This is a genomic window from Acinetobacter sp. RG5 (assembly GCF_031844265.1).
In the GTDB taxonomy this organism is placed as follows: Bacteria; Pseudomonadota; Gammaproteobacteria; order Pseudomonadales; family Moraxellaceae; genus Acinetobacter.
In genome coordinates this window covers 20,086-33,592 of record NZ_JAUZUV010000017.1, presented here as the reverse complement: position 1 = coordinate 33,592, position 13,507 = coordinate 20,086, and the positions used below count along the sequence as shown (strand labels likewise).

12 protein-coding genes and 1 pseudogene are annotated in these 13,507 nt (G+C 41.8%); 2 read left to right on the top strand and 11 right to left on the bottom strand.

Annotation, left to right across the window (positions count from 1 at the left end; genetic code table 11):
* Positions 1–90: 90 nt before the first annotated feature.
* The 11 genes from Q9R21_RS12465 to acnD form a co-directional block, all read right to left on the bottom strand.
* Positions 91–537, bottom strand: a complete 447-nt coding sequence (locus Q9R21_RS12465; protein ID WP_311204606.1) for an SRPBCC domain-containing protein — start codon at positions 535–537, stop codon at positions 91–93.
* A gap of 251 nt (positions 538–788) precedes the next feature.
* The gene (locus tag Q9R21_RS12460) at positions 789–1,178 is read right to left on the bottom strand and encodes a ribonuclease E inhibitor RraB (RefSeq protein WP_004281735.1); all 390 of its coding nucleotides are present in this window, start codon (positions 1,176–1,178) and stop codon (positions 789–791) included.
* 261 nt (positions 1,179–1,439) lie between these two features.
* A complete protein-coding gene (locus Q9R21_RS12455; RefSeq protein WP_311204605.1) occupies positions 1,440–2,372 on the bottom strand; it encodes a hypothetical protein in 933 nt (310 codons plus the stop codon).
* A gap of 585 nt (positions 2,373–2,957) precedes the next feature.
* Positions 2,958–3,623, bottom strand: coding sequence for a pseudouridine synthase (locus tag Q9R21_RS12450; protein ID WP_311204604.1), 666 nt, complete (start codon positions 3,621–3,623; stop codon positions 2,958–2,960).
* A gap of 84 nt (positions 3,624–3,707) precedes the next feature.
* A complete protein-coding gene (locus Q9R21_RS12445) occupies positions 3,708–4,421 on the bottom strand; it encodes an SIMPL domain-containing protein (protein WP_005266007.1) in 714 nt (237 codons plus the stop codon).
* A gap of 122 nt (positions 4,422–4,543) precedes the next feature.
* Positions 4,544–4,792 (bottom strand): DUF6868 family protein, encoded by a 249-nt coding sequence (locus Q9R21_RS12440; RefSeq protein WP_005106158.1) that lies wholly within the window; start codon positions 4,790–4,792, stop codon positions 4,544–4,546.
* Between the two features lie 530 nt (positions 4,793–5,322).
* Positions 5,323–5,586, bottom strand: coding sequence for a hypothetical protein (locus tag Q9R21_RS12435; protein ID WP_311204603.1), 264 nt, complete (start codon positions 5,584–5,586; stop codon positions 5,323–5,325).
* A 113-nt stretch (positions 5,587–5,699) separates the two neighbouring features.
* Positions 5,700–5,921, bottom strand: coding sequence for a hypothetical protein (locus tag Q9R21_RS12430; protein WP_016806680.1), 222 nt, complete (start codon positions 5,919–5,921; stop codon positions 5,700–5,702).
* A gap of 147 nt (positions 5,922–6,068) precedes the next feature.
* Positions 6,069–6,410: a hypothetical protein gene (locus tag Q9R21_RS12425; protein WP_004645924.1), complete on the bottom strand. Its 342-nt coding sequence runs from the start codon at positions 6,408–6,410 to the stop codon at positions 6,069–6,071.
* 307 nt (positions 6,411–6,717) lie between these two features.
* Positions 6,718–6,861, bottom strand: coding sequence for a zinc ribbon-containing protein (locus Q9R21_RS12420; protein WP_004645925.1), 144 nt, complete (start codon positions 6,859–6,861; stop codon positions 6,718–6,720).
* A gap of 516 nt (positions 6,862–7,377) precedes the next feature.
* A complete protein-coding gene (gene acnD / locus Q9R21_RS12415; RefSeq protein ID WP_311204602.1) occupies positions 7,378–9,996 on the bottom strand; it encodes a Fe/S-dependent 2-methylisocitrate dehydratase AcnD in 2,619 nt (872 codons plus the stop codon).
* A 514-nt stretch (positions 9,997–10,510) separates the two neighbouring features.
* Here acnD and Q9R21_RS12410 point away from each other — a divergent pair.
* Positions 10,511–12,641: pseudogene (locus tag Q9R21_RS12410) on the top strand (multicopper oxidase family protein).
* Positions 12,642–12,755: 114 nt separating this feature from the next.
* On the top strand, positions 12,756–13,481 hold the full coding sequence (locus tag Q9R21_RS12405; RefSeq protein ID WP_311204601.1) for a folate-binding Fe/S cluster repair protein: 726 nt from the start codon (positions 12,756–12,758) through the stop codon (positions 13,479–13,481).
* Positions 13,482–13,507 lie beyond the last annotated feature (26 nt).

The window sequence follows — 13,507 nt, the reverse complement described above, 5'->3', positions numbered from 1 at the left end:
TGAAACAAATAAGCGCACAGTATAGCATCTTTGTCAGGCGCGCTGATGGAGAGGACATTGGGATGAAACCAACACAGGAGATCCAAGGAATTAATTGTCTGAAATCTGCGGATTAACCAGCAAAGACAGGAGTTGCAGTGATTCCTGCCAACTCAAATGACATACCGCTGGCGGCACCACATCCGGATAACCCACCTGAATAAGGTGTAAACCGGTACCGATTGACACTTTTTCAAAGATGATCGTGACCTCTATTTCACCCTGCAATTCGGGGGTAGAAAACTGATCGGTATAGCGCAGCAACTGATTGGGAATGACCTCATGATAAACACCATGAAAATGATGCTGGGTCCCGGTAGAAAAATTGGTAAAGGTGGTTTTATAGCTGCCGCCGGGTTTAACTTCCGCATGTTCTACTTTGGCAATAAAGCCATGTGGTGCCAGCCATTTGGCCAGTGCATCCGGATGCACAAAGGCACGATACACCCGCTCCGGTGGTGCGCTGAACACACGATGCATTTTTAAGGTGTAACTCATTTTTTCTTGTCCTTTGTTCTTATTATTTTTTATTGCGGGATATTCCCTGCATTTGTTGTAACTAAATCCTCAGCATCATCAGCCTGAGTTAAGTACTCATTTGAGTTATTTTATCCAGTTTTGAGCTGGCTATATATAATGAGTATGTATCTATACTCAAGCTCAAATCTTCGTGTAGCAATTAAATAGAGCAATAAAAAAACCCGGCAGCACCGGGTCTCTTATTTTAAATGCTTTAAATACAAGCATGATCAGCTACTACGCAGGCTGCTCTCTTCGTCATCCAGCTCATCATCATAGACATAGGCCATGCAGCCCCAGCCATCATATTCGCCCTGAAATTGTGCAGCGATTTTGCTGAACCATTGTTCCAGATCCACGATATCTTCGTAGGCAGGCTCCATATACACATAAATCGTGATAATCCATTCCAGGGTATCGCTTTCTTCGTCCTGAAACAGGCTGATTTTTTGCTCTTCTTTTAATAGATGCAAGGCACAGCGATCTGCCTGCGCTTCATCCGCAAAGGCAATCGAAAATTCAATTTCGTGCGCTTCTTGCAAGTCGTCGCCATCCTGATGCATTTGCCACAGTACATTGCCATTTTCATCGTCAGGGAATTGATTGTAATCACGTGACATAGAAGTATCCTTATTATGATGCTGTTTTATTCTGCATTTAAGATTAGCTGATTTTTGTACAATTATCGAGATACAGACAAAAAATATTATCTTTTAACCATAAATAAACATATGATTTTTATAAATATAAAAATAAGTAAGAGGATCAATATAGTCAAGATTCCTCAAGGCCAAAAATCCTGAAAAATATCAGGATTTAAACCAACTTATGGCATTCAGAATACTCTGGTAAAAATCTTCTAGACCTATGAATGTCATGATCTACGCGATGTGTGGATGCAGATGATCCTGTTCCAATTGCAAAACCAGCGCAGCAAACTTGAGTTCTTCTAAACGCAGATCAAGATAGGATTCTTGAATCATCGCCTGACTCAGTGTCTGCCCGGTATAATTCAGCAAGACATAATCATCCTTTAAGGCCTGCAATATCTCGCCCAAATTTTCTGTGCTTAATTGAGAGAGATATAAATCTGCCTTACAGTTGAAAGCCAGACTCAGGATTTCAATAGTACTTCGACGGCGATTGTCGTCGACATAATTACAGCTCGCCACCTGCTGTTTTTCTATGGCCTGTTGAATTCTGTCACGGACATTGCGTAAATGCCCAACCGCATCCGTTTCGCTATAACCCTCAATCAGCTGCTCTAAAACCTGTGTTGCGGGAAGCTGCAAGCCGAAGCGCTGGGCCTGTATTTTATGCTGTAAAGCACTCAATACCTCTTGCAAGCGATGCTGTTGTTTAGCCTGTTCATAATAACCGTGCAAACTTTGTCGGGCCTCCTGCTCAACCTCGGCCACGGCCTGCGCCTGAAACTGGGCAAGATAATCTTTTACTCTTGCGATATAGGCTTTGAGATCATCGATCATGATCGAAGCATCCAGCTTGGTCGCTTCAACAAAGTTTTCAGCCTGCAAAGTCCGGTTAATAATATATTGCTCGATATCCCAGATATCCTGATATTTTTTATATTTATTCAGGGCAATGTTTAAACTGCCATTTTGTACCCGCAATTGGGTGATTTCATAATTCAATTCATCGACTTGAGTTTCATAATCTGCCAATTTGCTGCGGGAATGATCCAGGTTTTCCTGTAAAAACTGGATATTGCTGCGTAATGAAGCCTGTACCTTTAAGCTCCATAGCAATGCACATATTAAAATACTCGCGAGAACGAAGAGAGCCATACTGAGCATCGTTCTTTCCTTTAACCCCGGGCAGCGCCCTAAACCATCAAATTAAAAATTTATTATAAAGTCATGATTAATTTTGCATCACTTCGGCCAGATAATCAAAGCCGTTGATCAATACTAAGTCATTCATTCATTTTATTTTTCTACAAAATTTTTATGTGTAAGTCATGTATGACTGACTACTTTCCAGCTCAAGACAAATCCATTCTGAAACAACTTACGATATTTTTTATATCAAAGGATATAATTTGAAAGTTTAAAAATAATGAAAGGAAGGTTAAAAAACCATAAAAATAAAGGCATCAGGCCTATAGTGGGAGATAAAAGAATAAAAATTCTCTAGGCTCATCATCAAGAGATAAACCGAACATTAAAAATTTATGTGCGGTAGTGACAACCGATCAGGCAATGGATCAGTAGAAAATTTCATTTGAACATGCTTGTAAAGCTACTCATCTCCAAGCTACTATCGAAATAAATTCTCACACTTTTTATTCGGGTTGCCCAGTTTAAGGGCTTGAACCTCATCATATTTATGAGCTTAAAAAGCATGTGTCCGGTTGAATCTAACTATTAAGCAGAATCAAATTAGAATGGTATTTCTGCCTTTATTTCAACCGGGACACCACTCAAAGGCTGGGTAAAAGCCAAATAACTGGCATGCAAGGCCATACGATTTAAAGGACTGCGCTGGGGTTCAGGATGATAAATTTTATCGCCAGTAATGGGATGACCGATATGCAGCATATGCACGCGTAGCTGATGGGAACGGCCAGTAATTGGTGTCAGTAGTACCCGGCTAATGTCTTGCTGGGGTAGATATTCTAAGGCCTGATACAGGGTTTTGGCGGCCTTGCCCAGTTCAAAATGCACCATCTGACGCGGACGGTTTTCCCAGTCGGTAATCAAAGGCACATCAACGCTGCCCTCACCTTCAAGTTTGCCTTGTACCAGTGCAACATAATTTTTATGTACCGTGCGTGCCTGAAACATTTTACTCACCGCCACTTCTGCATCGCGGTGTTTGGCAAACATCAAAATACCGGAGGTGGCCATATCCAGACGATGGGTAATTTTGGCCTGCGGATACTGGTTCAGAACCCGCAAATAGGCACTGTCATGATGTTCAGGTAAACGCCCCGGAACCGACAATAATCCGGCCGGCTTTTCAATTACCACCAGATCATCATCTTCATAAACGATATGCAGTGGTTCTTGCGGTGGACAATAGACAAAGTCATGGTTGATGGGCATTTTAAGGGTACAGCATCTGGAATAATGCGCGCAAAATAACAAGCGGCTTCTAGGCTGTCAATTACCGTGCTTGACCAGCTCAGCTTAATCTGCCAGATAATAATCGACCGTCGAGACCACGCGTACTTTTTTCAAATACGGCGTATTGCTGTCGCGATCTTCAATACTAAACAGCCCCTGATTGGCGGACTTGATTTTGCCCAGACTGCTTTTTGAATCTGCAGCAAATTTTTCTGCCACACTTCGGGCATTTTCGGTGGCTTGTTCAATCATCGCCGGCTTGATGTCATTCAGCTTGGTAAATAAATATTCCGTTCTTTGCCCAGAATCATCCCCTGCAAAGGCAATGCCTTTTCTGCCCAAGGCCACCAGGCGACTTTGTGCCGCGCGTACTGCATCTATTTTGTGGGTATAGACGGTGATGGTCTGGCTGGCGGTATAACGCAGTGCGACATTGGCATCCCCGCCATATTGCTGGGCATATTTATCAGTAATACTCGGTGAAGCACTGGTAATTTCTTCCACGCTAAATCCTTCATTTTTTAAGAAGGTCTGAATTTCCTGGGTATTGGTTTGCATGGTATCGTACAATTCAGCCAGATCCTGACTGCCGGCATTAAAGCGGATTGGCCATACCGCCACATCGGCTTTGACTTCGCGTTCCGACAAGCCTTTGACCGAAACTATACGTTCATACTGTTTAATTTTCAGCGCGCTATTGCCGAGAATCCATCCTGCAATAATCATTCCCAAGCCGATCAAGGCACCTAAAATCAGGGCCGGTTTGAATTGATTCATCCTTCAACTCCTTTGAAATCTTTTTTCGTTCTTATTGATCCTGCCACGCTATCAAGTAGCGATAAAATGATATTAATCCAATCTTATTTTTATCACTTGAAAATTCAATCACAACATCGCACTTAGCTTTGATTCATCAGATAGATTGCAATTAACGGCGTCAGGTTAAATAGCAGAATCCCAATTTTATAGAGCGCCATACCCGAATAATGAATCATATCGAAACTGGTATCTGACAGCCGAAACCATTTTCCATGCACCTGCTTCATCCAGTTTCGGGCAAAGACATAGACCACGAACCAGATCATGAGAATGACATAATTGATGAGTGTGCAAAACAGTAAAAAACGACACCAGATATCGAGATTCATGAGGATTCCCCTAAGGGGCAACTGATGTTTTTAAAATAACAGATCAGGTTGAGAAATGAAGGGCTTATTTGTATCTTGCTTAGCTGGATATTTTTATTAAATTCATGATTTATATTTATTTTAATTTTTAATTCTACGTATATTTCTGGAGAATTTTTTAGGGTGTTGGGAAAACTCGCAATGGTTTACTTCAACTATCATTCTTTGTAAGACCTGATCTTATAGCCTATAAACTTTTGGTCTATAGCGTCCTAAGCCGGATCGAGACCTTTTGGGTTCGTACTGCACTCGCGTTTTGCGCCGCTCGCAGCATGCTACTCTTTCCGATCCCATCACACCCTTGAGAGCTATATTAGGCAAAGATGGACGGGATTAATTTCCTATGTTTTTTTAATTTTCCATGAATCTGAAAATTTATTTCATTATTAACCCACATATAGAGAAATAAATTCCATTTCCAATTTTTTATGCTTTTTTATTCGCCAAAATGAGACTTTATTGCAATTTACATTCAGGACAGGATTGCTGTTTTATTGAAAGAATTTTCCCTGAATCCATTGCGCACTAAACCACCAGGCACTAATCGCGGACATCCCGCACAGAAAATTAGCCAGTACCTTATTAATTCTAGTCAACTCAGAACTATAAATTTTCAAATTAAGCAAATAAGCGATCACAGCGTAAACCGAGCCAATCGCGCCCCCAAAAAGAATCAGGATCAGTGGCCATGCAGAATAGAAATGGGCTTTTTTATCTAACTTTCCTGACTCTGGTGCGTGCTGTTGAATATCCATAGGTGATAGCCCTCTTTTTAATATATGCACTTGCACTATTTCTAGGCAGATATTTACTCTTTAGAAAATATTTGCCTTTTAGGACTTTCATTGAAGCAAGAAGCAGACCAGTTTTAACGTACAAAAAGCTGTCGAGTATGATGATTGATATAGGCATTTAGCCCATCGCCATATTGGGCAAGCTGTTTCATGTTTTCGACATGCTGATAGCCGGCACTGCTATAGCTGTAGGTATAAACTTTCGAGGTTTTCTTAAATTGAACCCGAATAAACTCGTTACCAATCTCGTAATTGGCAACACCTGAGTCATGATTAAGATCAAGATAATATTGCAATTGAGCTGCCCTAAACACGATGAATCTAGGGTTTTATATGGGGTTTTATTGGTTAATTTTCAAACAATAATATTTTAAGAAAATAAAATCTATAAAAAAAAATATCCCATTATTTAATGGGATATTTTTTAAATCGGAGTGAACTATTTAACAATTAGGATCCACTACAAAACTTGTCTGGCTGAATTTTTGCCATGCACCAGTAGCAGCACCATCCACAACGAGAATAGAGATAATTCCCCAATCCAAGAAAACACCTAATAAGGTTGTTGGATCAAAAGTTTTTTGTGGAATAACGATGTTGGTTTGGCAGCCTTGCTTCTCTGCTTTAATTACATAATTTTCTTTCTTTTTGAAAGTATAAACAGTATTACGCTGACCCATATATTCTTCATTGACATATAACTTAGCCAATTCATCGTTACTACGGATATTCACAGTTTGTGTTGAACCATTAAACATCGTCGCACAGCCTGAAGTAAATAACATCACACTTCCTATTACTAAAGCTGTAAATTTTTTCATTGTTTCCCCCCGGAAATATCTAACCTTAATTCTAAGTGGTTAGCTAATTTTTAAAGCAGACAACCTATACCTTTTATAACAATAGTTCAAGTAATTTTTTGAATTTATTATAATTTTTTACTTTAAACCAAGATTCTCCTCCCGATATAAAACTGTTTTCTCATAATAATTTTTTATTTCTATGTATGAAATTTGGATACCACAGCAAAAAGCCCTATCGAGTAATAGGGCTTTCGTTCAAAACAGAGGGTAACTGTTTGAGTTGTTTTGCTTAGGCATTCTTATTGTTAAATTGATTGCCTTGGCATTTGGTACACGGTGGTAAACGATCAGTACCAATTTCTAAGTAGGTGCGGTGTCCGCATTGAACACAAAAATAGAAGCCTGTTCCGGGTTTTTCGCCAGCAGTAACCATCTTTGTTCTCCATGGTTTTAGAAATGGTCTATCTAGTATAACCCTCTAGTGATGAATGTCTATTGTCCATTTTTGTAAATGATGATGGCATTTGGGCAAAGTAGTATTTCTAATTATTATTCAATAACTCATTAATTAAGTGATAATTTATTATTTTTTTCAAGTTAACTAGTTTAATAACATTGAGATAAGTGATGCATAAGGTCAAGTATAGCGCAGTGCGTTAATACAAAATTATCGCCATAGCCATATGAAATTTTATATTCCCTTAAAGTTATAGACGTCTTTAATCATTGAGGAAGCTCAATTGCTTAAGTTTAAAAAGAAAAGTACCTGTTTGTATTTTCTTGATAAAGACATTAATGCTCTAAATAAAAACCCCACTTCACAGTAGGGTCTTTTTTAAACAATATCAACAACTTTAATCCACCCTTGCGAAGCAATGCTTCTCACCTTTAAAAAAGGAGGAAGTTCCCCTCTTTTTCAAAGAGGGGCTAGGGGTGATTTTAAAAAAGATTAAGCCACATTCCCTTCCAAAAAATCCTGTGCAAAGCGCTGTAATACCCCACCCGCTTCATACACATGCACTTCTTCTTCAGTATCCAGACGGCAAGTCACAGGCACTTCAATAATCTGGTTCTTACCATCATCGGTTGAACGTTCAACCACCAAAGTCAACGTCGAACGTGGCGCGATATTACCAATCACGCTGTACAGCTCAGTACCATCAAGACCTAAAGTCTTACGATCTGTACCCGGTTTAAACTCAAGCGGCAACACCCCCATACCGACCAGATTGGTACGGTGAATACGCTCAAAACCTTCAGCGACAATTGCTTCTACACCTGCCAGACGCACACCTTTCGCCGCCCAGTCACGGCTAGAACCCTGACCATAATCCTTACCAGCAATAATAATCAACGGCTGTTTACGGTTCATGTAGATTTCAATGGCTTCCCACATCCGCATTACTTCGCCTTCAGGCTCCACACGTGCTTTCGAACCCTGCTTGATGGTACCATCAGAACGCACCACCATCTCATTAAACAGTTTCGGGTTGGCAAATGTTGCACGTTGCGTAGTCAAGTGATCACCGCGATGCGTTGCATAAGAGTTAAAGTCTTCCTCAGGCACACCCATTTTTTTCAGGTATTCACCCGAAGCACTGTCTAAAACAATGGCATTCGATGGTGACAAATGATCGGTGGTGATGTTGTCGCCCAAGATCGCCAGCGGACGCATATTTGACAATGTACGCGGTGCAGCCAAAGCCCCTTCCCAATACGGCGGACGACGAATATACGTACTTTGCGGACGCCAGTCATACAGCGGACTTGTTGCCTTTTCATTCACACCCAAATCGAACATCGGAATATAGATTTTTTTAAATTGTTCTGGTTTTACAGCCACTTTTACCAGCGCATCAATTTCTTCATCCGATGGCCAGATATCTTTTAGATAAATCGGGTTACCGTCTTTATCATTTCCTAAAGCATCTTTTTCGATGTCAAAACGAATCGTACCGGCAATCGCATACGCCACCACTAAAGGCGGTGAAGCCAAGAATGCCTGTTTCGCATAAGGATGGATACGCCCATCGAAGTTACGGTTGCCCGAAAGCACCGCTGTTGCATACAGGTCACGGTCAATAATTTCCTGCTGAATCTTTGGATCAAGCGCACCCGACATACCGTTACAGGTCGTGCATGCATAGGCCACAATACCAAAGCCCAATTTTTCCAGATCGTGCAATACGCCTGCTTCTTCAAGGTAAAGTGCTGCTGCTTTAGAACCCGGTGCAAAAGAAGATTTCACCCAAGGCTTACGGACCAAGCCCAATTCATTGGCCTTACGTGCCAGTAAACCTGCCGCCACGGTATTACGTGGGTTAGAGGTATTGGTACAAGAGGTAATCGCCGCGATAATCACCGCGCCATCTGGCATCAAGCCTTCCGCTTCTTGCGCGCGAGCTGCTTCTAAATTACCGGCAATACCTTTTTCTTTCAGGTCAGAGGTTGATACACGTGCATGTGGATTCGATGGGCCAGCGATGTTACGTGTCACAGTCGATAGATCAAAACGCAATACACGCGGATATTCCGCCTGAGTCATATCCGATGCCCAAAGCCCGATCTCCTTGGCATAAGTTTCAACCAGTTTGACTTGCTCAGGCTCACGACCGGTCAAGGTCAGATAATCAATCGTGTTCTGGTCGATATAGAACATCGCAGCCGTTGCGCCATATTCCGGGGTCATATTAGAAATCGTGGCACGATCACCCACCGACATGCTGTCAGCACCTTCACCAAAGAATTCTAAATATGCGCCAACCACACGCTCTTTACGCAGGAATTCGGTTAATGCCAAGACGATATCCGTTGCGGTAATACCCGGCTGACGTTGGCCCACCAGCTCCACACCGATAATATCTGGCAGACGCATCCACGATGCACGGCCCAGCATCACGTTTTCGGCTTCCAAGCCGCCAACACCAATCGAGATCACGCCCAATGCATCTGTATGAGGTGTATGCGAATCTGTACCAACACAGGTATCCGGGAATGCCAGACCATCACGGTTCTGAATCACCGGAGACATTTTCTCCAAGTTGATCTGGTGCATGATGCCATTACCGGCAGGAATTACATCGACATTTTCAAATGCGGTTTTAGTCCATTCAATAAAATGGAAACGGTCTTCGTTACGACGGTCTTCAATGGCACGGTTTTTCTCAAAGGCATCCGGATCAAAACCACCAAACTCAACCGCCAGTGAATGGTCGACAATCAGCTGGGTTGGAACTACCGGATTGACTTTCGATGGATCACCGCCCTGATCGGCAATCGCATCACGTAAACCGGCAAGGTCAACCAGTGCCGTTTGCCCCAAGATGTCATGACACACTACACGTGCCGGATACCAGGGAAAATCATGTTCCTGTTTACGCTCAATCAGCTGGCGTAAAGACTGTTCCAGAATGGCAGGATCACAACGACGCACCAACTGCTCTGCCAGGACTTTGGAAGTATAAGGAAGTTTGGCATATGCGCCTGGCTGAATATCTTCTATGGCCTGTCGCACGTCATAATATTCCAGCTGGGTGGATTGCAGCGGTTTACGGTAGTTGTTGTTCATAAGCTTGCCTGCCCTCGTTTATCTCTATTTTTATTCATCAATAGATATCGATGAGTTACTTTTGTAATAGCAGCATTGTACGCCGCACAAATAGCATTTCCCAAATTTTATATTTTTCAAATACTTAATTATAAAAATCGGTATTTTCGCAAAAATTTGTTACACAGACTTTAGAATTTTTGCTTTAAAGCGGTCTTTTGCTAAAAAAATCTGAATAATTCGCCTTATTCTTTAGTCTTATGTTGCAAAATATTTCTCTATCTTTTTATTTGATTATTACCCTAACCCACTAATATCACTAATAAATAATTAATTTTATGTGCATTTTTTTAAAGATAAAAAAATATAGTCTCACTGGTTTTCATAGGCCTGTCCTGCCGCCGCATTTAGCAAAATTTCAATCCCCTAATTTGGGATAACAGATTTTCCAAAACTATCAGAAGCTCAGTGTGACGTATGTCACGTTATTCACAATCCTCACATTAAAACAATAACCATAACAGGCAGAACTGAAATGTTGAAAATCGCAATATTCGGAGCTATAGCCGCCATTTTGATGCTCTTAGCTCGCGGTTGGGATGGAACAAAAAATCCATCACCACCGTCAAATCCCTCTAATCCGTCCCAACCCTCTCATCCCTCACACCCCACACCTTCACCCAAACCCTCACATCCCGTTCCGACAACATCAGACAGCTTGATTAGCAACCCACCCCTGTTACCGAAAAGTGCCAAAGGCAAATATGAGCTGATCGTGGCCTATAAGACTAACAAGCTCTATAACCCCAGAAACGGCTTATGGGATCAGGTGCTGCTGAGAGGCTATTTAACCAAACCCAGTTTATTTGATAAGAAAAAAACTGGTGAATATGTTGAGGATCAATTGGTCGGGCCACAGATTCGGGTCAAACAGGGTGAAACCATGGCGCTTAACCTGAATAACCAGCTTCCACCCGAGTCAGAAACAACCTGTCCAACTCATGTCGAGAATGTAAATGAACCACACTGCTTTAATACCACCAACCTGCATACCCATGGCTTCTGGGTCAGTCCTCAAGGCAATAGTGATAATGTTTTCCTGAAATTCAAACCTCAGGAAAAATTTGATTATGAGTTCAAAATGGAACCGAATCATCCTGCAGGGACTTACTGGTATCATGCCCATCTGCATGGCTCAACTGCTCTTCAGGTGTCGAATGGCATGGCAGGCCCATTGATTGTTGAAGGCTCAAGAACACCAAAAGTCAAAAATAGCAAAGTCACTTCAACTGGAGATATGGATATTCTATGGAAAGAAAAAAACAGTTACCCAAACGAAAACATCCTGTTGTTCCAGCAAATCCAATATCGCTGTAGCAATCCCGATCCTAATGTCACATTTGCTGTTCCCAATAACTGTAAAGGTGTAGGTATAGGCATGCTAGAAAATTATAATGACCTGTCTATTGGCGGCTTCTGGACCAACCAGAATTACTACACGTCTATCAACGGTAAAATTGTGGGAGAAATGAAGGTTGAACAGAATGTATTTAACCGCTGGCGCATGATTCATGGCGGTGTACGCGATACTATTGGTTTAATCATTAAGGAAATTCCTGACTCCAGTAAGTTTACTGCAGAGCAAACCATTAAAGCCTGTTCAGCCTATCAGGAGGCAGACAAGAAAGCTGAAATTGAGAAGCTGAATAGCCTGAATGTGCATACCATCGCGCAAGATGGCTTAACCATGAATCATGTACAGACCAGAACCCTGTCCGTGTTCCATCCTGGTTATCGTCATGATGCAATGGTTGCCTTTCCGACCACCAATAGATACTGCATTTTTGACACCAAATTGAATATCGATGATGAAATTAACGCGCCATTACCAACGGGCCAAACTACACCTCAACTTGCCCCAACCAATCTTTTTAATGCCCAACTGCTTGGATGGGTTAATGTAAAAGCAGCCAAAACCAAGGCTCAGACTGCTGCCCCAGTTCCTGAAAGATCGTGCACAAAAAATTGGGTTAAGCAAAGATATCCAGACCCAGTTATCTCAGCTTAATCTTTCTGCGTTTAGTGATCATCCATCATTGATGACGAAAGAGATTGATAAGGTGGTTGCTGCCCGACCAAAACAGTACAGTGCTTTTGTGCTGGCTTTTGCGAATGGCTTGAAATTTGGCTTTCGCCATAAAGAAGGTGGTGACTTAATAAGTTTTGGAGATAAATTTGATGGTGAGGGATCAGTGGGTGGCGAATATGTCCGTCAGTTACAAGTTGGACAGACTGATGAATGGGAATTGACAACCGAAAATTTTGGCGGTCATCCGTTCCATATTCATGTTAACCCGTTCCAGATTGTTAAAATTTTGAATCCTGATGGTAAAGATGTCAGTGAAGCATTATCTGAGCCAGTCACAGATCCAAATGGACTTGAAGATGTGCAATACCGTAGCATGAAAGGACAATTTAAGGATACGCTTTTTATAAAAGCTAACTATAAATTTATTCTCAGAAGCCATTACAAGAAATTTGAAGGTGACTTCGTACAGCACTGCCATATCCTCGACCATGAAGATCAGGGCATGATGGAAACCGTACGGGTCTGTGGAGGAAAATTCCCTTGTGATTCGCCATTACCGTCTAGCCTTCACCACTAAAGATCTGCTCGCTAAAAGCCAATGATTTCGATTGTTGGCTTTTTTGTTTGCCTCTATTTGATGCTTGCTGCACAATAACTGCATTGATTTATAGTATTCAAACCGGGGCTTATTATGGCAGCGTCTCCTGCTTTTACATTGTTTAGTCTGAATGGTGTAGATGCACAAAAATTCCTTCAAGGTCAGGTGACTTTGAATACTGAAACTTTGGCGGAAAACCAGACACGCTATACTGCAATCTGCAGTCTGAAAGGACGCATTCAATTTGGCTTATGGCTTAAAAAAATCAGTCCGGAAAGCTTTGAAATCGTCAGCACTGAAGATCAGGCTACGGAACTGACCAATCATATTAAAAAATTTGGTGCCTTTTCAAAAATGAAACTGGAACTGGTTGGTCCAGTTTATCCAGTCATCAATGGCATTCATACTGACTTCGTTACGACTGAAACCGATGTAACGATGTGGGAACAGCAAGCCATTGAATCAGGTCAGGCCTGGATTCAGGCTGCCACCGCGACCCTGTTTCAACCACAAGAATTACGTTTGCATCAACGCGAAGGCATTCACTATGACAAGGGTTGCTACTTGGGTCAGGAAGTCATTGCACGCCTGTGGTTTAAAGCCAAGCCAAAACACTGGTTACATCTGGTTCAAGGCACAGGTACCGTGCCTGATGTTGCGACCAAACTGAATAATGATGTTGAAATTGTCAATAGCATCGCGATTGACGACGGTTATAAAGCGCTAGTCGTTGCAAAACCTGAAGCATTGACCGAATTGGGCCTAGAAGTACTGGAACTTCCGGAAGCTTTGAGCGGTGATGTAGCGCGTCCGCAATAATCACTGCATAACTCATAAAAAAGCCA

Coding starts and splice junctions, on each gene's coding strand:
- Q9R21_RS12465 (WP_311204606.1), bottom strand. CDS start 537: ATGAGTTACACCTTAAAAATGCATCGTGTGTTCAGCGCACCACCGGAG.
- Q9R21_RS12405 (WP_311204601.1), top strand. CDS start 12,756: ATGGCAGCGTCTCCTGCTTTTACATTGTTTAGTCTGAATGGTGTAGAT.
- acnD (WP_311204602.1), bottom strand. CDS start 9,996: ATGAACAACAACTACCGTAAACCGCTGCAATCCACCCAGCTGGAATAT.
- Q9R21_RS12460 (WP_004281735.1), bottom strand. CDS start 1,178: ATGTCACGTGATTACAATCAATTCCCTGACGATGAAAATGGCAATGTA.
- Q9R21_RS12435 (WP_311204603.1), bottom strand. CDS start 5,586: ATGGATATTCAACAGCACGCACCAGAGTCAGGAAAGTTAGATAAAAAA.
- Q9R21_RS12450 (WP_311204604.1), bottom strand. CDS start 3,623: ATGCCCATCAACCATGACTTTGTCTATTGTCCACCGCAAGAACCACTG.
- Q9R21_RS12425 (WP_004645924.1), bottom strand. CDS start 6,410: ATGTTATTTACTTCAGGCTGTGCGACGATGTTTAATGGTTCAACACAA.
- Q9R21_RS12420 (WP_004645925.1), bottom strand. CDS start 6,861: ATGGTTACTGCTGGCGAAAAACCCGGAACAGGCTTCTATTTTTGTGTT.
- Q9R21_RS12440 (WP_005106158.1), bottom strand. CDS start 4,792: ATGAATCTCGATATCTGGTGTCGTTTTTTACTGTTTTGCACACTCATC.
- Q9R21_RS12455 (WP_311204605.1), bottom strand. CDS start 2,372: ATGCTCAGTATGGCTCTCTTCGTTCTCGCGAGTATTTTAATATGTGCA.
- Q9R21_RS12445 (WP_005266007.1), bottom strand. CDS start 4,421: ATGAATCAATTCAAACCGGCCCTGATTTTAGGTGCCTTGATCGGCTTG.